Source organism: Streptomyces sp. SPB162 (assembly GCF_029504575.1).
Lineage (GTDB): Bacteria > Actinomycetota > Actinomycetes > Streptomycetales > Streptomycetaceae > Actinacidiphila.
The window spans coordinates 4,478,817-4,498,382 of sequence record NZ_JAQFII010000001.1 but is presented as its reverse complement, the minus strand read 5'-3'; the positions used below and the strand labels follow the sequence as shown (position 1 = coordinate 4,498,382).

Sequence of the window (19,566 nt, the reverse complement as noted above, 5' to 3'; positions counted from 1 at the left end):
TTACGGGGAGCAGGCAACGCGCGGGGAGCAGGGAATGGCGAATCGTCCGACGGATTGGCACGTGCTGGATCTCGACCGGGATCCGGTGCCGGGTGATCCGTTCGAGGTGAAGGAACTCGCCCGCAAGCTGGGCGACTTCGCGGACGACGTCTCCTCGGCGTTGCGGTCGGTCAAGGGGCTGAGCGGCAACAACGCGGTGCAGGACTGGGCCGGCCTCGCCGCCGACGCCTACCGCGAGCAGTTCGGTGATCTGCCGGGCAAGCTGACGAAGTTGGAGAAGTCCTACCGGCTGGCGTCCGGCGCCCTGGAGGTGTACTGGCCGAAGTTGGAGACCGCGCAGGCCGACGCCGACCGGGCACTGGCCCAGGGCCGTACCGCCCGCCAGGACCTGGACGCCGCCAAGACCACCCAGACGAACGCGAACGACTGGGTGAAGCGGGCCGGCGACAAGTCCAAGGAGTACCAGGCCGATCCGAAGCCGGGCGCGGAGCCGCCGTCGGCGGAGGAGGTCCGCACCGCCACCCGCAACGCCCTGGACGCCTCGAACGCGCAGAAGTCCGCGAACTCCGCCGTCCACGACGCCCAGGGACGTCTGGACGCGGCCAAGGAGCTCGCCGCGCAGGCCGCGCACCTGCGGGACGGTGCCGCGAGCACCGCCGAACACGCACTGCACGAGGCGTCGGACGCGGGGATCAAGAACAAGCACTGGTGGGAGAAGGCGGTCGACTGGGTCGCCGACCACTGGGACGAGATCGTCGCCGTCTGCAAGGTCATCGTCGCCGTCCTCGGCATCATCGTCATGATCATCGGCGGCCCGCTCGCCTGGATCGTGCTCGCCGCCGCCCTCGTCGTCCTCGCCGACACCCTCATCAAATACGCCCAGGGCAAAGCATCGTTGTGGGACGTGCTGTTCGCCGCGATGGACTGCATCCCCGGCTTCAAGGGGCTGACCACCCTCGGCGGCCTCGCCAAGATGGCCAAGAGCCTGCCCGCGCTCCTCAAGAGCGGCCGGGCACTGGAGAACCTCGCGAACGGCGTCCGCAAGGGCGCGACCGCGGTACGGCAGGCCGGGAAGGACCTCAAGGACGGGTTCGCGTCGCTGCGCAAGGGCGCGGCGGACGAGGCCAAGGCGGGCCGGCAGGCCGACGGCAAGTGCCTGAACGGTGACCCGATCGACATGATCACCGGGGAGATGCTCCGGCAGGAGCGCGACATCGACCTGCCCGGTCTGCTGCCGCTCAGCCTCAAGCGGACCCACCTGTCCAGCTACCGTTCCGGCGGCTGGTTCGGGCCCAGTTGGGCCTCGACGATCGACCAGCGGCTGGAGGCGGACGCCTCCGGCATCACGTTCGCCGCCGAAGACGGCATGATCCTCGTCTACCCCGTTCCCGGGCCCGGCGTCGCCGTGCTCCCGACACAGGGGCCGCGCTGGCCACTGGAGTGGGACGGCACCCCCGGATCCGCGATCCGCGTCGTCGACCCGGTGGCCGGCCTGACCCGGCACTTCGCCCCGGTGGCGACCCCCGGCCCGGACGCCCGCTTCACCCTGCCGCTGCGCGCCATCTCCGACCGCAACGGCCACCGCATCGAGTTCGACCGCACCGACGACGGCACCCCCACCGCGATCCGCCACTCCGGCGGCTACCACCTGGCCATCGACACCAGCGAGGGCCGCATCACCGCGCTGCGCCCCGCGAACCCGGTCGGCCCGCACAGCACGGCGGACGGGCACCCGGACGGAACCGGCACGGAGGACGCCGGCCCCGCCGCGTCGGAACCACCGCTGCGCGGCTTCCGCTACAGCACCGCGGGCGACCTCACCGAGGTGGTCGACGCGGCGGGCCGTTCCCTGCACCTGGAGTACGACTCCGGCCACCGCATCACCAAGTGGGTCGACCGCAACGACAGCTGGTACCGCTTCGAGTACGACGACGCCGACCGCTGCGTCCGCGGTGAGGGCGCCGACGGGTTCCTCGACTGCACGATCGCCTACGACCCGCGGACCCGTACCAACTCCTACACGGACTCGCTCGGCCGGACCACCGCCTACCGGTACAACGAGCGCCTGCAGCTCACGTCGACGACCGATCCGCTCGGCCGTGCCACGTACAGCGAATGGGACGCGCACAACCGCCTGCTGGCGACCACCGACCCGCTGGGCCGCACCAATCGGCGCACCTACGACGAGACCGGCAACCTCACCTCGGTCGTCCGGGCCGACGGAACCTCCGTCGCGTTCCGCTACAACGAGCTGAACCGCCCGGTCGCGAGCCTGTACCCCGGCGGCGCCCGCTGGGAGCACACCTGGGACGAGCGCGGGAACCTGCTGACCACCACCGACCCGCAGGGCGGCGTCCAGCGCTACGCCTACGATGAGCGCGGCCATCTGACGGCGGTGACCGATCCGGCGGGCAACACGCGGTACAGCAGGGCCGACGCGGCGGGCCTCGTCGTGGAACTGGCGGATCCGGCGGGTGCCGTCACGCGCTTCACCCGTGACTTCTGCGGCCGCGTCACGGAGATAGCCGAGACCACCGGAACCGCGGGAGCCACCGCCACCGGGGAAGCCGTCACCCGGATCGGCTGGACCGCCGACGGTAAGCCGTCCTGGCGCACGTTCCCGGACGGGGCCGACGAGAGCTGGACGTACGACGGCGAGGGGCGGCTGGTCGCCCACCGTGACGCCTCCGGTGGCGTCACGCGCTTCGAGTCCACCCACTTCGCGCTGCGTTCGGCCCGCACCGCGCCGGACGGCAGCACCCTGCGGTTCTCCTACGACACCGAGCTCCGGCTGCTGTCCGTCGCGAACGCGGACGGGCTGACGTGGGACTACGAGTACGACCCGGCGGGCCGGCTCGTCCGTGAGAACGACTTCAACGGCCGCACCCTCAGCTACCGCCACGACGCGGCGGGCCGGCTGATCGAGCGCGTCAACGGCGCCGGCCAGGCCGTCCGCTTCACCAGGGACGTCATGGGGCGCGTCGTGGCCCGGACGCACGGCGACTCGGTCGCCTCGTTCACCTACGACGCCGCGGGGCGGGTGCTGCGGGCCGTCAACGCCGACGCCGACGTCACGATGGAGCGGGACGCCGCCGGCCGGCTGGTCGCCGAGTCCTGCAACGGCCGGACGCTGGCGAACACGTACGACGTGCTGGGCCGCCGCACCGGGCGGCGCACCCCGTCCGGCCTCGACAGCAGCTGGGACTGGCGGCCCGACGGCCGGCCCACCGCGCTGAGCACCGCCGGGCACACGCTGGACTTCGGCTACGACGCCGAAGGCCATGAGGTCGAGCGCCGGCTCGGCGGCGCGGCCACCCTCGTCCAGAGCTGGGACGGCAACCGCCGGCTGACGGAACAGACCGTCATGACCGGCGTCCCGGTGCCCGGCGAGTCCGCCGTCGACGACCCGGCACAGGTGCTCCAGCGGCGTATCTACAGCTACCGGGCCGACGGGTACGTCACCGCCGTGGACGACCTCCACTCGGGCACCAGCCGCTACGAACTGGACCCCGTCGGCCGGGTGACGGCCGTACGGTCCGAGGGCTGGACGGAGAGCTACGCCTATGACGGTTCCGGCAACGTCCGCCACGCCGGGCTCGACGACTCGGCCGCCCCGGACAGCTCGGGAGACCGTGCCGTCACCGGCACCCTGATCCGGAGCGCGGGGCGCACCCACTACGCCTACGACGACCAGGGCCGCGTCGTGCGCCGCCGGGTCAAGCTGCTGTCCGGCGGGGGACGCGACTGGCACTACACCTGGTCGGCGGACGACCGCCTCACCGACGTCGTCACCCCCGACGGCAACCACTGGCACTACCTGTACGACGCGCTCGGCCGCCGGATCGCCAAGCAGCTGGTCGGGGCGGGCGGCAGCGTCCTGGAGCAGACCGACTTCTGCTGGGACGGCAGCCGGCTGGCCGAGCAGACGCGGGACGGCCGGACGACGACGTGGGACTGGGCCCCGGGCTCCCACCGGGTGCTGTCCCAGACGGAGCGGACCGTGCCGGCGGGCGCGGCGGGCGCGTCCCAGACCGAGATCGACGCGCGCTTCTACGCCATCGTCACCGACGTGGTCGGCACGCCCACCGAGCTCGTCGACCCCGACGGCTCCATCGCCTGGCGGCACCGCACGACCCTGTGGGGCGCGCCGGTCCCCGCCTCCGGCGCCGCGGCCGACTGCCCGCTGCGCTTCCCGGGGCAGTACCACGACGACGAGACGGGGCTGCACTACAACCTCTTCCGGTACTACTCCCCCGAGACCGCCGCCTATCTGAGCCCCGACCCGCTGGGCCTGGCTCCCGCCCCGAACCACCACGCCTACATCAGCAACCCGCTGACCTGGATCGATCCGCTCGGTCTGCAGTGCGGCGATCCGGTGCCCAGCTACGCCGAGGTGAAGGCCAAGGCGCTGCGGGACGCGGGTGTCCCCGAGGGTCAGGAGCCCTGGGAAGTGCGCGAGTGGGTACCCTCGACGGGTCCGGAGTGGCAGGGCAGCCCGCAGCTGTTCGACGCGGAGCACAACGCGATCTACTTCAGGGAAGAGGACCACCTCACCGAGTCGGGTGACCTCATCACCTTCCAGGACCACCACACCGGTCACCGGGAGCCGGGCGATCCCGGTCGCCAGGAGCCACACGTACACGTCAGGCCCGCCGACGAACCACGGAACGGGCAGCTTCCGGGATGTGAGGAGCATTACTACTATGACCCGAGCCTGGGAAAGCCTGTTGGTGAATAGACCGGCGCTGGAGGCGTTCTACTCCCCGGTCCCCCCGCTGGAGTCCGTCGCGGTGCGTTCCGTGCACCTGGACCGGCGGGGCCCGACGCTGATCCTGCGGTTCGATCTGCCGGAGTTCCCGCACACCCCGCTGCCCGAGTGGACGGCGGCCGGGTGCGACACCTTCCAGTGCCAGCTGCGGTTCCTCGCCGTGGCGGACGTCGTGATGCGCGGCTGGAGCCCGCCGGTGACGGCGGACATCGTGATCGAGGAGCAGGAGGACCGGCGGATCCGGGTCGGGCTGCGGGGCGCGGGCGCGGAGTTGGCGTTCACCAGCAGCGACTCCCTCACGGTGGGGCACATGAGCGCGTACCGCCGGTCCGGCGACGGCACGGACGCGGGCAAGCAGCATTTCGTCGGCAGGACCGACCGGTTCCGCTGGAGCACCGTCCCCGACGTCTGGGAGAAGACCTTCTATGAGCGCGTCTGACTGGCCCGAGCTCCTCACCGATCCCGGCCCCGTGACGGACCTCTTCGCGTCCGCTCCCGACCTGGCCGAGTGCGGTCTGTTCTATCTCCACATCGACGAGCGGGACACCGGAGTCACCCTCGGCTTCGAGCTGGACCGGCTTCCGGACCGCCCGATTCCGGAATGGACCGAGAAAGGGCTCAACGCATTCGAGATGTTCCTGTCGTTCACCGGCGTTTCCGATCTGATGATCGACGGATGGACGTTCGCGCCCAAAGACGTCGTCTCCGTGAAACGCACCCCGGACGGCCGAATGCGGGTGAACATCTCCGGACCCGGGGAATCCGTGACGTTCGACGCCGGCGCCGCCGCGCTGGTGAAAGCGAAGGCGTATCTGGCCTCGCGGAGCGAGTGACGGCCGGCGGGCCCGCGATGGCGCCATTCGGGTGTCTCCGGCACGACAGGCGCCGGTCCAGTCGCTACCGTCCGAACATGGCAACATTCCCGACATCCGGCACGATGGCGACCGGTCGGCAGCCCTCCGCCCCACCCTTCGCCCGGCCCGTGCTCGCGCTCGCCGCCGCCAGCGGATACGCCCTCGACGCCTGCTGGCGGGCCAAAGCACTGCTCCGCCGCGCCCTCGCCTTCCGGCGCTGAACGAAGCTGAACGAAGGGGAGTCGGCAGGCCCCGCGCCGAAGGAGGGCCCGCCCTCAGGGCGCGGCCGTCGGGGCCCCCAGCCGGTCGCTGATCCACCGCACGGAACCCTCCTCCATGCCGCGCAGATAGGAGACCCCGTTGTGGCGGCCGCCGACGATGGTCTGCAGGCGGGTCCTGACCGGGCCGTGCCCGTAGTCGGCGATGAACTGCCTGACCTTGGCCATCTCCCCCCGGCTCTCCGCGGTCCCGACCTGGAAGGCGAGACAGACCTCGGGCCCGCCCCGGTCGATGAGCCGCCGCGCCAGCACCTGCGGGTTGTTCGCCTGCTGCTCCTCGGGGTGGCCGCGCCACAGGGAGGAGTCCGGGACTATGTCGGGGCCGCTCACTATGGCCGCCTTGAACGCCTCCGGGTGCTGGAGCACGCTCTTCAGGGCACAGAAGCCTCCTGACGACGAGCCCATGAACGCCCAGCCGTCGCGACTCCCGAACGTACGGAAGTTCTCCCGCACCAGGTCGGGGACGTCGCTCGTCATCCAGGTCCCCATCTTCTGCTGACCCGGGATGTCACTGCAGTCGTGGTAGCTCCGCCCGGGGTTCATCACCGGCATGACGACGATGAAGGGCAGGCTGCTGCCCTGCGCCGCCCAACGCGCCACGTCCTCCTGGAGACCCAGGTCACCGCGGGTCCAGTAGTTGTACGGATAGCCGTAGCTGCCCGGCAGGGCGATCAGCACCGGGAACGCGCTCTTCGCGTACCGCGGGTCGTAGTACTGCGGCGGCGCCCACACCCACACCTTGCCGGTGAACCCGGACTTCTTCCCCCGGTACGTGGTCATCCCGATCTTGGTGCCGCCCGCCAGCGTCGTCCGCTGGTCCGTGAACGCCGGGTGCTTGCCGTTGGAGATCGACGCCGCCGCGTTCACCGAGGTGTGCGGGAAGTCCGGACCGCTACCGCCGAACGGAACGGGCCGGGAGCCGTAACCGGCGAAGAGGAGCAGTACCAGGACGGCGACCGCTGCCATGGGCCAACGTTTCACGGGGTTGTTCCCCTTTCAACCGGCCCGGCAGGGCGAAGCGACGCTTACGCCTGGTGTGATCCCGGATCTTTACCCGACGTTCCGGTCCGCCACGGTGCCGTGGATCACATCAACCCCGTTGCCCGTATCCGGCGTGACCCTCGTCCCAATTCACCGGGAGAAGCAGCGCAACCCCGACCGCCCGAATTCCGTCTCGTCATGGCGAGAGGCTCATACGCGGGTGGAACGCCGGGGCCGGGGCACAGCGCCCAAGATTGGGAATCGAGATTCTGATGAGCCTGACGGGGACCCCGTTCTTCCTGTGCACGATCTTCTTCGTACTGGTCGCCCTGGCGCTGCCGCTCACCCTCTGGAGCCGACTGCGCGGACCGCTGGCCGTCCGGTACGCCGCCCGATTCGGCATGCTGCTGCTCTGCCAGGTGACGTCGGTGCTCATGGTCTTCGTGATCGTGAACAACTCCAACGCCCTGTACGACAACTGGGAAGACCTCCTCGGCACCGGCACCCACGTCCAGGCCACCGCGGACCTCGGTCCCGACGGGGGCGCGGCGCAGGCCAAGCGCGAGCCGAAGGTCGCGCAGAAGTTCCAGCAGGCCAAGGGCCCCAACATGGGTGACGTCCAGCAGGCCGACCTGAAGGGCCGGGTGTCCGGCGTCGAGGGCGAGGTCTACGTCTGGCTGCCGCCGCAGTACAACGACCCCGCGTACAAGGACAAGAAGTTCCCGGTCGTCGAACTGCTCCCGGGCTACCCCGGATCCGCCAAGGCCTGGTACGGCACGCTCAAGGTCCAGACGCAACTCAAGCCACTGATGCAGAGCGGCAAGGTCGCCCCGTTCATCCTCGTCTCACCGCGCACCACGCTGCTCGGCGGCCAGGACACCGGCTGCGCCAACATCCCCGGCAAGGTCAACGCCGACACCTGGCTGAGCGTCGACGTCCGCCGCATGGTGACCGACAACTTCCGCGTCCAGGACGACGCCGCGGGCTGGGGCGTCGCCGGATACTCCGCCGGCGCCCACTGCGCCGCGCGCCTCGCCATCGAGCACCCCGACCGGTACGCGGCCGGGGTCAGCCTGTCGGGTTACAACAACCCCGCCGCGGAGAAGGACTCCCTCACCGCCAAGGACCCGGTGCTGCGCGAGAAGGCCAACCCGCTGTTCATGCTGCAGCACGCCGCACACCCGCCGCACACGTCCCTCTACGTCTCCGGCGCCTCGGGCGACGGCTACCAGGACGGTATGGCCCTGCGGAACGCGGCGAAGGCGCCGACGAAGGTCCGGGTGGTCCAGATCGCCGCGGGCGCCGGCGGCCACGGCTCCGCCGTCTGGAAGTCCCAGATCCCCGACGTCTTCCGCTGGCTCACCGAACAGGGCTTCAAGGCCCGCTGAGACCGGCGGTGCCGGGCGCGCCCTCCCCCGTGCCGCCCGGCACCGTCTTCGGCACCGACCCCCGCCACAGCCGCACCGCGGACAGCACCGCCGCCGCCAGCAGGACCAGATCGCGCGCCGCCAGCAGCAGCGCCGCCGGGACCGACCCGCCGAGCAGATCCCGGAACAGGTACGGGAACACCGCCGTCGTCAGCACGCACGCGCCCAGCACCAGCCACGCCACCGGCCGCTGCGTCGTCGCCCGGTGCAGCAGGCACACCGCCGCCAGACCCACCAGCCACACCAGGTACTGCGGGCTGATCACCCGGCTCGTCACCACGAACAGCAGGACGGCCGTCAGCGCCGCGTCCGGCAGCGCCCACGCCTCCGTACGCCCCGCCCCCGACCGCACCCGCCACAGCAGCAGCCAGCCGAACGCGACGACCGTCAGGGCCGCACTCACCCGCGCCACCAGCCGCACGTACGGGCCGATGAACTCCATCGACCCGTCGTGCGGAGCCCAGTGCCCCGACCAGCCGAAGTGCCGCGCCAGGTGGAACGGCAGCGCGCCGAGCGACTCCACCTCGATGCCGCGGTCCCCCTGATAGGTCAGGAACGACAGGGCGCCCGGCATCGCCAGCAGGAAGCCCACCGTCACCAGCACCGCGGACACCACCGCCGCCACCCACGACAACCGGGTGCGCCGCCCGCGCGGCGTGCCCACGAGCAGCAGCACCGGCCACACCTTCACCACCGCGCCGATCCCGACCAGCGCCCCGAACACCCGGTCCGCCCACACCCGCCGCGAACCGGCCGCCAGCAGGGCGCCCACCGCGACCGCCGTCACCATCACGTCGAAGCGGCTCCACGGCACCGTGCTCAGCAGCGGCAGCCCCACCACCCACATCCACACGCCGGCGACACTGCGCCGCCCGTCCGCGTACCGGGCCGCGTACACCAGCGCCGCCAGCACCACCGCGTCGCACACCGCGCACAGCACGACGAAGGCGTGCGCGTAGTCCAGGAACGGCACCAGCCGCGGAGCGAGGATCGGCAGCGCGGCGCCCGGCGGGTACTGCCAGGACACGTCGTCGTGCGGGAAGGAGCCGGAGCTCAGCACGTCGTACCAGCCGCGGTACACCTTCGACACGGACACGTCCACGCCGTCCTCGCTGCTGAACGGGCCGAGCCGCAGAGCCGCCGACACCAACACCAGCCGGGTCAGCAGCCACACCCCCACCGGCCACAGCAACCGCCGCCCGGGGTCCGTGCCCGTGCTGACCACTGAATTCCTCCATGAACGACGCGGGCACCCCATCGCCCCCGATGCTAATCAAGATCCGAACCGGCCGCCGGACGCCGCGGACCCGCCACCTATGCTCGGTGGGAAAGCCATCCCGCAGTCGAAAGGCGCCGTGACATGAGCATCCGTACCGCAGTGGTCACCGGGGCGAGCAGCGGCATCGGTGCCGCGACCGCCCGTAAGCTCGCCGCCGCCGGGTACCACGTGCTGCTCACGGCCCGCCGCGCCGACCGCCTCGAAGCGCTCGCCAAGGAACTCACCGCCGCGGGCCACTCGGCCGCCGCCCACACCCTGGACGTCACCGACCGCGCCGCCGTGGACGCCTTCGCCGCCTCCCTCGACCGCTGCGACGTCCTCGTCGCCAACGCGGGCGGCGCACTCGGCGCCGACACCGTCGCCACCGCGGACCCCGCCGACTGGCGGGCGATGTACGAGGTCAACGTGCTCGGCGTCCTCAACATCACCCAGGCCCTGCTCCCGGCCCTCACCTCGAGCGGGGACGGAACGGTCGTCGTGCTCTCCTCCACCGCGGGCCTGGCCACCTACGAGGGCGGCGGCGGCTATGTGGCCGCCAAGCACGGCGCGCACGTCATCGCCGAGACGCTGCGCCTCGAACTGTGCGGCGACCCGGTCCGCGTCATCGAGGTCGCGCCCGGCATGGTGAAGACCGACGAGTTCGCCGTCACCCGCTTCGGCGGCGACACCGACAAGGCCGCCAAGGTCTACGCGGGCGTCGCCGAACCCCTCTCCGCCGAGGACGTGGCCGACACCATCGCCTGGGCCGTCACCCGCCCCGCGCACGTCAACATCGACCTCCTGGTCGTCCGCCCCCGCGCCCAGGCCTCCAACTACAAGGTCCACCGCGAGAACTGAGCCGGACATGCCGGTGGGGGCGGGTACGCACACCCACCCCCACCAGCCGCACCGTTCAGCCCTTGACGCAGACGACCTGCTTCAGCTTCGCCACGACCTGGACCAGGTCCCGCTGCTGCTCGATGACCTTCTCGATCGGCTTGTAGGCGCCCGGGATCTCGTCCACGACGCCGGAGTCCTTGCGGCACTCCACACCCCGCGTCTGATCCTCCAGGTCACGGGTCGTGAAGCGCTTCTTCGCCGCGGACCGGCTCATCCTGCGGCCGGCGCCGTGTGAGGCTGAGTTGAACGCGTCGGCGTTGCCGAGGCCCTTCACGATGTATGAGGACGTGCCCATGGAACCGGGGATGATCCCGTACTCACCGCCGCCCGCGCGGATCGCGCCCTTGCGCGTCACGAGCAGGTCCATGCCGTCGTACCGCTCCTCGGCGACATAGTTGTGGTGACAGGAGATCTCCGCTTCGAAGGTCACCCTGGCCTTGCTGAACTCCCTGCGGACCACGCCCCTGAGCAGCGTCATCATGATCGCGCGGTTCCGCTTGGCGTACTCCTGGGCCCAGAAGAGATCGCGCCGGTAGGCCGCCATCTGCGGGGTGTCCGAGATGAAGACGGCGAGGTCCCGATCGATCAGACCCTGGTTGTGCGGAAGCTTCTGGGCCTCGCCGATGTGGTGATCGGCGATTTCGTTGCCGATGTTCCGGGATCCCGAGTGGAGGGTGAGCCACACACCACCCTCACCATCGAGCAGGACTTCGATGTAGTGATTTCCGGATCCGAGCGTTCCTATCTGCTTCATGGCACGTTCACGACGAAATCTGACCGCTTCTGCGAGATCGTCGAACCCCGTCCAAAACTCGTCCCACCCGGTCGCCGAGACTCCCTGCATGCCCCGTACGTCGACCATCTCCTTGTGCATGCCACGCCCGACCGGGATCGCCTGCTCGATCTTCGACCGGAGCCGCGACAGATCGCCCGGCAGGTCGTTGGCGGTCAGGGAGGTCTTCACCGCGCTCATGCCGCAGCCGATGTCGACGCCGACCGCCGCCGGGCAGACCGCGCCGTGCATGGCGATGACGGAGCCGACCGTCGCGCCCTTGCCGTAGTGGACGTCCGGCATCACGGCGAGGCCCTTGATCCACGGCAGCGACGAGACGTTGCGCAGCTGCTGCATCGCGCCGTCCTCGACCGAGGCCGGGTCGGTCCACATGCGGATCGGCACCCGGACTCCGGGCACCTCGGCGTAGGACATCTCCATCCCCCTTCTCGAACGGACAATTAGGCACAACGAATCGCGCCGGGACGACATCAATAATGTGGACGAAACGCCCGATACCTCTAGGTGGCCACGCAGCCGCGTCAGCAGGTGCGGTAGACATTGTGTCCACGGCACGCACGCGCGCGCCAAGGGATTTCGGGGCGCCCCCCGCGGAAGGAGCCTGGCCAGTGCAGCCATCGCGAGGACTGCTGGGCATCGTCTGCGCGGCCGTTTTGGCCGTCTCGGGGCTGAGCGCCTGCACCGCGTCCGGTGCCAAGGACCCGGCGGCGGTGGACAACAAGTCCGCGGTCGGCGAGCAGAAGATCGTCCCGGCGCCGCCCGGCAAGTACCGCAAACTGCCGGAGCCGTGCGGCTCGCTCGACCCGGACTCGCTCAAGACGCTGGTGCCGAACGCGCCGAACTACGCGGGCGCGGCCGAGCTCACCTACGACACCAACCGGCGCGTCGGCTGCACCTGGACCGGCGAGACACCGCAGGGCAATCGCTACCTGCAGATCGACTTCGAGCGGGTCGTCTCCTACGACCCCGGGGTGAGCGACGAGGCACAGGCCCAGTCGGACTACGAGGCCAAGATGGTGAAGGCCGGCATCCCGACGACCCCTGTCGCCCCCGTGACGACGACGCCCGCGCCGCCGCCCGGCAGCCCGAGCGGCCCCACGGGCCAGCCCCCTGGCGGCTTGCCGACCACCGCTCCCGCGAACTCCCCCGATCTCGCACCCCGGCTGCTCCCCGAGGTCGCCAACGCGGCCTTCATCGATGACGAGCTGATGACCCGCGACTCGGGAGTCCACCGTGACATCACTCTCGTTTTCCGTACGGCAAACGTCCTCGTGACGATCTCGTACTCGCAGTGGTCGGCGGACAAGGCCACCGCCCCGCAGAGCGCTGACCTGCAGCAGGGCGCGGAGCTCGTAGCGGACGCACTCGTCAAGACGATCAAGTGAGCGCGGATCGCCCGATAACGGGCACCCCGTAGGCTGTCCGTTTCCCGGTCCCCGGCCGGTCCCGTCGAGAGCAACGAAGTGAGCGAAGGATCCATGCACCGTTCAGCACCGCGCATCGCCCGAGTTCTCGCCTGTGCCGCCGTGCCGGTACTGCTCGCCGCCGGCTGCTCGTCGGGGTCGGACTCGTCCGCGAAGTCGCCCAGCCCCTCGAGCTCGGCCAAGACGTCCGCCTCGGCGACCCCCGCCGCGGCGAAGTTCACGAAGCTGCCGGACCCCTGCAAGTCGGTCACGCAGGCCACCGTGGCGCGGCTCGTCCCGAAGGCGAAGAGCGCGGCGGGCACGGCGGCGAAGTCGTCGGACGCCGCGGCGCGCGGCGGTTGCTCGTGGAACGGGCTCGACGGCTACCAGTTCCGCTGGCTGGACGTGGCCCTGCAGCGCTTCGACTCGACGAAGGGCGTCGGCAGCGCCGAGGAGCAGGCGAAGAACCGCTTCACCGAGCAGGTCGCCACGGCGGGCGGGATCAAGGGCGCCACCTCCACGAAGGCGGACGGCATCGGTGACGAGGCGACCGTGGTCAGCGCGCCGGTGGAGAAGGACAAGCTGCACTACCAGGACGAGACGGTGATCGCGCGGACCGGCAACGTCATCGTGATCCTGTCCCACAACGGCGCGGGTTTCGAGGACGCGAAGACCCCGGGGGCCGATCAGCTCATGAAGGACGCGATCGCGGCGGCGAAGGAGGCCGTGGCTTCGGTCGCGGCGGCGAACACGGCGGCGAACACGTAACAACTCCCGTCGCACCTGTGCCGGTATCAGCACCTTTGTGCGACCTGGGCCGCCCGCCATATGACAGGCTGGGCCGGTCAGTTGCCGAGGGTGGGAGGGGTCGCGGGTGCCCGCGATACGCATGACCCGGACGCATCGGATCCTTGTCGGTGTGGTGGTCGCCGGTGCGGTGGTGATCGCCGCGATCGGGTTCGCGGGATCGTACGCCGCGGTGCGCGAGCTCGCGCAGAACAAGGGCTTCGGCTGGTTCGCGAACGTCTTTCCGATCGGCGTGGACGCCGGCATCGTGGTGCTGCTGGCGCTGGACCTGCTGCTGACGTGGATGCGGATCCCGTTCCCGCTGCTGCGCCAGACCGCCTGGCTGCTGACCGCCGCCACCATCGCCTTCAACGGAGCGGCCGCCTGGCCCGACCCGATCGGCGTCGGCATGCACGGCATCATCCCCGTGCTGTTCGTCGTCTGCGTCGAGGCCGCCCGCCACGCCGTGGGCCGCGTCGCGGACCTCACCGCCGACAAGCACATGGAATCGGTCCGCCTCACCCGCTGGCTGCTCGCCCCCTTCCCCACCTTCAAGCTGTGGCGCCGCATGAAACTGTGGGAACTGCGCTCCTACGACCAGGTCATCCGCCTCGAACAGGACCGCCTCGTCTACCAGGCCCGCCTCCAGGCCCGCTACGGACGCGCCTGGCGCCGCAAAGCCCCCGTCGAAGCCCTCATGCCGCTACGCCTGGCCCGCTACGGCATCCCCCTGGCCGAAACCGCCCCCCTCGGCCTCGCCGCCGCCGGCATCACCGTTCAGGAACCGGCCCCGGCGCCCGCACCCGTGCCCGCGCTGGCCCTGGAGCCGCTGCACCCGGCCGAGCAGGAGCCGCGGCCCGAACAGGCACCGGAACCAGAGGCGCCCCTGCGGCAGGAGCCCGCCGCCCGGCCGGAACCCGCCCGCATACCGGCGCCCGCACCGGAGCCCGTCCCCGAGCCTGCACCGCTGTCCGACAGCCGCACCACGGTCCCCGTCTCCCCCGGCCGCGTCCGCACCCTCGCCAACGGCTACGGCTCCGTACAGGTCAGCGCCTACGCCCCGGAACCGGACGCGGAGCCGGAACCCGAGCCCGACATCGAGCCGGAACCCGCCCTGCACCGCCCGCCGCACATCGAGCCCGACGTGCCGCGCGAAGAGCAGTACTACGGGGCGTTCCGCCGCTACGTCGTCGACTTCAAGGAGTTTCCCAACCCCCGCCAGTTCGGCCGCTATCTGCTGGAGAACTACGGTGTGACGGGCCGCACGGGGGGCCCGCTCAGCGAGGGGACACTGCGCCGCTACCTGACGGACTTCGAGTCGCAGTACCGGACCGAGTGGGACTCGGAGCAGGTCCCGTAACCGACGAATCCCCCGGCCGCCGGAAGAGGCGACCAGGGGATCGTCCGTATTCGGTCAGGCACCCAGCAGCGTACGAACACGCTCCGCGCCCACCGCGAGCAGCAGGGTGGGCAGCCGGGGGCCGGTGTCGCGGCCGACGAGCAGCTGGTAGAGCAGCGCGAAGAACGACCGCTGGGCGATCTTGAGTTCGGGCGTCGGCTTCGCGTCGGCGTCCAGGCCGGCCTGGAGCTTGGGCACGGCGTAGACGAGGGTCGTCAGGCCGTCCAGCGACCAGTGGTCGTCCAGCCCGGCGAGCAACAGGTCGAGCGCCGCCCGGTCGGCGGCCGGAAGGCTGCCGAGAGTCTCACGATCCGGCTCGGTGCGGACCCGGGTGCGCTGGTCCGCGGGGACGTGGGTGGTGATCCACGCCTGGGCGCGGTCGAGCCGCGGCCGGGTCTCGTCCAGCGACGTGACGGGGTTGGCCGGGTCCAGGTCGCGCAGGATCCGCAGCGTCTGCTCGTCGTGGCCGGTGGTGATGTCCACGACGGAGGCGAGCGTCCGGTACGGCAGCGGGTGCGGCGTCCGCGGCAGCTCACCCGCGGCCGTGCGGGTGGCCCGGCTGTACGCGGCGGCGTCGGCGGCCTGCACCGTGCCGTCGGCGATCTTGCGCTCCAGCGCGTCCCACTCGTCGTAGGTGCGCTGGATCTCCTGGTCGAAGGCGACCTTGAAGGACTGGTTGGGACGGCGGCGGGCGTAGAGCCAGCGCACCAGCGGCGCCTCCATGATCTCCAGCGCGTCGGACGGCGTGGGAACGCCGCCGGCCGAGCTGCTCATCTTGGCCATGCCACTGATGCCGACGAAGGCGTACATCGGGCCGATGGGCTGCTCGCCGCCGAAGACCTCGCGGACGATCTGGCCGCCCACGACGAACGAGGAGCCCGGCGACGAGTGGTCGACGCCCGAGGGCTCGAAGATCACGCCCTCGTAGGCCCAGCGCATCGGCCAGTCGACCTTCCAGACCAGCTTGCCGCGGTTGTGCTCGGAGAGCTTCACCGTCTCGGAGTGACCGCAGACGCAGGTGTACGAAAGCTCCGTGGTCTCGTCGTCGTAGGACGTGACCGTGGTGAGGTCCTTGTCGCAGACCGAGCAGTACGGCTTGTACGGGTAGTAGCCCGCGCCACCGGCGCCGTCGTCCTCGTCGGCCGCACCCGAGCCGGCGGCGGCCTCGACCTCGGCCTCGTCGAGCGGCTTCTGCTGCTGCTTCTTGCCCGCGGCGGGCTTGTCCTTCGTCCGGTAGCGGTCGAGGATCGCGTCGATCGCCGCGCGCTCGCGCATGGCGAACAGAACCTGCTCACGATAGGCGCCGGCCGTGTACTGCTCGGTCTGGCTGATGCCGTGGAACTCGATGCCCAGCTCGGCGAGCGCGGCGATCATCGGCGCCTTGAAGTGCTCGGCCCAGCTGCCGTACTCGCTGCCCGCCGGCGCCGGGACCGAGGTCAGCGGCTTGCCGATGTGTTCCGACCACGAAGGGTCGACGCCGTTGGGCACCTTGCGGAAGCGGTCGTAGTCGTCCCACGAGATGATGTGGACGCATTCGCGACCCCGCCTGCGGATCTCGTCGGCCACCAGGTGCGGCGTCATGACCTCGCGCAGGTTGCCGAGGTGGATCGGGCCGGACGGGCTGAGACCCGATGCGCAGACGATCGGTTTGCCGGGGGCGCGACGGTCCGCCTCGGCAATGACCTCGTCCGCGAAACGGGAGACCCAGTCGGTCTCGGGGCTCTGAGCCACGATCGGCACTTCCTTCCTCGACAGCATGTCGCACCCATTCTCACAGACCGAAAAGGGGATGCGCTCCCGTGGGATACTCGAGGGGTTTCCCAATCCCCCAACCGGAACGGCACCCATCCCATGGCCTCGGTCGCTTCCCTTTCCGCCTCTGTCCAGCAGCGTGTCTCGGCCGCCCTGGCGGCCGCCGTGCCGTCGGCCGCCGGTGCCGACCCGCTGCTGCGCCGAAGCGACCGGGCCGATTTCCAGGCCAACGGCGTGCTGGGCCTGGCGAAGAAGAACAAGGCGAACCCGCGGGAGCTCGCGGCCCAGGTCGTCGCGGGCCTGCCCACCGACGACCTGATCTCCGGGATCGAGGTTTCGGGACCGGGCTTCCTCAACATCACCATCTCGGACTCGGCGATCACCTCCACGCTGGCCGCCCGCGCCGCCGACGACCGGCTCGGCGTGCCGACGACCCCGAACCCCGGCACCACGGTGATCGACTACGCCCAGCCGAACGTGGCCAAGGAGATGCACGTCGGCCACCTGCGGTCGTCCGTGATCGGTGACGCGATCGCCAAGATCCTCGAGTTCGAGGGCGAGACGGTGATCCGCAGGCACCACATCGGCGACTGGGGCACCCAGTTCGGCATGCTCATCCAGTACCTGATCGAGCACCCGCACGAGCTGGACCACGCGGACGCCGACACCGACGGCGAGGCGTCGATGTCCCGCCTCAACCGGACGTACAAGGCGGCACGGACGCTCTTCGACGCCGACGAGGCCTTCAAGGACCGGTCCCGCAAGCGCGTGGTGGACCTGCAGGCCGGAGAACCCCGGACCCTCGCGCTCTGGCAGCGGTTCGTGGACGAGTCGAAGATCTACTTCTACTCGGTCTACAACAAGCTCGACATCGCGATCCAGGACGCGGACATCGTCGGCGAGTCCGCGTACAACGACATGCTCGTCGAGACCTGCAAGATCCTCGAGGACACCGGCGTGGCGGTGCGCTCCAACGGCGCGCTCTGCGTCTTCTTCGACGAGATCAAGGGCAAGGACGGCGAACCGGTCCCGCTCATCGTCCAGAAGGCGGACGGCGGCTTCGGCTACGCGGCCACCGACCTGTCGGCGATCCGCGACCGGACCGGAAACCTGAAGGCCGACACCCTCCTCTACGTGGTGGACGCCCGGCAGGCGCTGCACTTCCGCATGGTCTTCGAGACGGCCCGGCGGGCCGGCTGGCTCACCGACGAGGTCACCGTCAAGCACCTGCCGTTCGGCACGGTGCTCGGCAAGGACGGCAAGCCGTTCAAGACCCGTGAGGGCGAGACGGTCCGGCTGGTCGACCTGCTCGACGAGGCGGTCGAGCGGGCCACGGTCGTCGTCAAGGAGAAGAACGAGGAACTCTCCGACGCGGAGGTCGCGGAACGCGGCGCCGAGGTCGGCATCGGCGCGGTCAAGTACGCGGACCTCTCCACGTCCCTCGGCCGCGACTACGTCTTCGACCTGGACCGGATGGTGTCGCTGACCGGCGACACGAGCGTGTACACCCAGTACGCCTACGCCAGGACCCAGTCCATCCTCCGCAAGGCCGGCAAGGCTCAGGCCGTCGCCCGCCCGGAGCTGCCGCTGGCCCCGGCGGAGCGCGCGCTGGGCCTGCTGCTGGACGAGTTCGGTGACGCCCTCGCGGGCGTCGCGGAGACGTACGAGCCGCACAAACTGGCCTCGTACCTCTACTCGGTGGCCTCCGCGTTCGCGACGTTCTACGAGCTGTGCCCGGTCCTCAAGCCCGAAACCCCCGATGACGTCCGCGAGAACCGGCTCTTCCTCTGCACCCTGACCGGCCGCACGCTGCGCCAGGGAATGACGCTGCTGGGCATCCACACGCCCGACCAGCTCTGAGGTGACGTACGAGGGGCCCCGCCGGGCGGTCGCCCGGCGGGGCCCCTCGTTCGAAACCGGTCAGGCGTAGTAGTGGATCGTGCCGCGCAGGGCGGGCGTGCCGCCGTCGCAGTGCTGGACGAACGTCGCCGCGAGGGCGATGACGTTGCCCGCGGCGTCGGTCACGAGCTTGTTGATGGTGAACGTGCCGGTCGCCGTGCAGGCGCGTCCATCGCCGAAGACCATCATGGACGCGTCGCCGTTCACGCCCGTCGCCTGGTACGTGGTCCCCGCCGTGAACTGCTGCCCGCTGGGTGCGTCGAGCAGGGCGGTCCAGTCGTCACGCTTGCCCGACACCCCGTACTGCAGCCGGCTGGTGGTCCCGCTGAGCGTGAAGGTACTGGTGGATCCGTAATAGGAGACGCTCTTGCCACCGCCGACCCAGTCCCCCTCGTCGCTGGAGTAGGAGTACGACAGCGGGAAGGCGTGGTATTTCACAGTGCCCGTGAGCGCGGGCGCGGCCGCCTGCTCGCAGTTCTGCGTGAAGCTCGCGTCCAGGAGCGTCACCGCGCCCGAGGCGTCGGTCGCGATCTGATGGACGGTGAACTGGCCGTACACCTCGTTGCAGCCGCGTCCGTCGCCGTCGACGTTCAGTCCGGGTGACCGTCCAGTCCGGAACGGCGCGCGCTCCGCGCCCCGGTAGGTACCGGGCCGCAGAACATCGCCCCGGGGCGCGGCGAGTTCGACGCCCCAGTTGTCCCCGCCGCCGAGGACGCGCACGGTCAGATCGGCGCCCGTCCCGACGACGGTGATACTCGCCGCGGGGGTGGAGTACGAGGCGGTCCTGCCCTGGCCTATGTAGTCGCCCGCCGCACTGGTGAACCGGTACGAGGTCGCTGCCACCGGGGCCGTCGCGGCCTGGGCAGGGGTAATGAGGGCACCGATCAGCCCGGCGGACGCCAGCAGCCCGGTGAACAGCGCGCGGATGGCCCTACGGCCCCCGTTACGTGCGTGCACGAATGAACTCCATCCCGTGTGAGGCGAGTTGACCTCACCAACCTGCCCACCCGAAACAGAGTTCGAACCCACTTTCGAAAATCGCCGCATCCGGCCGGGACACCAGGCGGC

General features: G+C 70.6%; 15 protein-coding genes. 10 read left to right on the top strand and 5 right to left on the bottom strand.

All coding sequences use genetic code 11. The features are described from left to right. Positions 1-34: 34 nt before the first annotated feature. The 4 genes from M2266_RS20600 (at position 35) to M2266_RS20585 (ending at position 5,843) form a co-directional block, all read left to right on the top strand. Positions 35-4,738, top strand: a complete 4,704-nt coding sequence (locus tag M2266_RS20600; protein ID WP_277439519.1) for a DUF6531 domain-containing protein — start codon at positions 35-37, stop codon at positions 4,736-4,738. Continuing rightward, positions 4,731-5,207 carry an Imm50 family immunity protein gene (locus M2266_RS20595; protein ID WP_277439518.1) on the top strand — a complete coding sequence of 159 codons (477 nt, stop codon included), beginning with the start codon at positions 4,731-4,733 and terminating at the stop codon, positions 5,205-5,207. Before M2266_RS20600 ends, M2266_RS20595 begins: the two co-directional genes overlap by 8 nt. Beyond that, positions 5,194-5,601, top strand: a complete 408-nt coding sequence (locus tag M2266_RS20590) for an Imm50 family immunity protein (RefSeq protein ID WP_277439517.1) — start codon at positions 5,194-5,196, stop codon at positions 5,599-5,601. The genes M2266_RS20595 and M2266_RS20590 overlap by 14 nt, the downstream gene beginning before the upstream one ends. 77 nt (positions 5,602-5,678) lie before the next feature. Further along, complete coding sequence (locus M2266_RS20585) at positions 5,679-5,843, top strand: hypothetical protein (protein ID WP_277439516.1); 165 nt, start codon at positions 5,679-5,681, stop codon at positions 5,841-5,843. A 54-nt stretch (positions 5,844-5,897) separates the two neighbouring features. On the opposite strand, the gene M2266_RS20580 is transcribed toward M2266_RS20585, so the two are convergent. Next, entirely contained in the window at positions 5,898-6,881 is a 984-nt protein-coding gene (locus M2266_RS20580) for an alpha/beta hydrolase-fold protein (protein ID WP_277439515.1), read from the bottom strand. 272 nt (positions 6,882-7,153) lie between these two features. On the opposite strand from M2266_RS20580, the gene M2266_RS20575 reads away from it, so the two are divergent. Further along, positions 7,154-8,269, top strand: coding sequence for an alpha/beta hydrolase-fold protein (locus tag M2266_RS20575; protein WP_277439514.1), 1,116 nt, complete (start codon positions 7,154-7,156; stop codon positions 8,267-8,269). On the opposite strand, the gene M2266_RS20570 is transcribed toward M2266_RS20575, so the two are convergent. Beyond that, positions 8,256-9,533 (bottom strand): glycosyltransferase family 87 protein, encoded by a 1,278-nt coding sequence (locus M2266_RS20570; RefSeq protein WP_277439513.1) that lies wholly within the window; start codon positions 9,531-9,533, stop codon positions 8,256-8,258. The two genes, M2266_RS20575 and M2266_RS20570, sit on opposite strands and share 14 nt — an antisense overlap. A gap of 135 nt (positions 9,534-9,668) precedes the next feature. Between M2266_RS20570 and M2266_RS20565 the strand changes: the two genes are divergently transcribed. Next, positions 9,669-10,424 carry an SDR family oxidoreductase gene (locus tag M2266_RS20565; RefSeq protein WP_277439512.1) on the top strand — a complete coding sequence of 252 codons (756 nt, stop codon included), beginning with the start codon at positions 9,669-9,671 and terminating at the stop codon, positions 10,422-10,424. Between the two features lie 55 nt (positions 10,425-10,479). On the opposite strand, the gene M2266_RS20560 is transcribed toward M2266_RS20565, so the two are convergent. After that, on the bottom strand, positions 10,480-11,673 hold the full coding sequence (locus tag M2266_RS20560) for an RtcB family protein (RefSeq protein WP_277439511.1): 1,194 nt from the start codon (positions 11,671-11,673) through the stop codon (positions 10,480-10,482). A 194-nt stretch (positions 11,674-11,867) separates the two neighbouring features. Here M2266_RS20560 and M2266_RS20555 point away from each other — a divergent pair, with 194 nt between their 5' ends. From M2266_RS20555 to M2266_RS20545, 3 genes are all read left to right on the top strand, one after another. Next, entirely contained in the window at positions 11,868-12,644 is a 777-nt protein-coding gene (locus tag M2266_RS20555; protein WP_277439510.1) for a hypothetical protein, read from the top strand. A gap of 93 nt (positions 12,645-12,737) precedes the next feature. After that, entirely contained in the window at positions 12,738-13,430 is a 693-nt protein-coding gene (locus M2266_RS20550; protein ID WP_277439509.1) for a DUF3558 family protein, read from the top strand. Positions 13,431-13,551: 121 nt separating this feature from the next. Then, a complete protein-coding gene (locus tag M2266_RS20545; RefSeq protein ID WP_277439508.1) occupies positions 13,552-14,808 on the top strand; it encodes a DUF2637 domain-containing protein in 1,257 nt (418 codons plus the stop codon). Between the two features lie 54 nt (positions 14,809-14,862). On the opposite strand, the gene lysS is transcribed toward M2266_RS20545, so the two are convergent. Further along, complete coding sequence (gene lysS, locus M2266_RS20540) at positions 14,863-16,605, bottom strand: lysine--tRNA ligase (RefSeq protein WP_277439507.1); 1,743 nt, start codon at positions 16,603-16,605, stop codon at positions 14,863-14,865. Between the two features lie 93 nt (positions 16,606-16,698). Here lysS and argS point away from each other — a divergent pair, with 93 nt between their 5' ends. Beyond that, complete coding sequence (gene argS / locus M2266_RS20535) at positions 16,699-18,459, top strand: arginine--tRNA ligase (protein WP_277439506.1); 1,761 nt, start codon at positions 16,699-16,701, stop codon at positions 18,457-18,459. Positions 18,460-18,519: 60 nt separating this feature from the next. Here argS and M2266_RS20530 read toward each other — a convergent pair whose 3' ends face one another. Next, positions 18,520-19,455, bottom strand: a complete 936-nt coding sequence (locus M2266_RS20530) for a hypothetical protein (protein ID WP_277439505.1) — start codon at positions 19,453-19,455, stop codon at positions 18,520-18,522. Positions 19,456-19,566 lie beyond the last annotated feature (111 nt).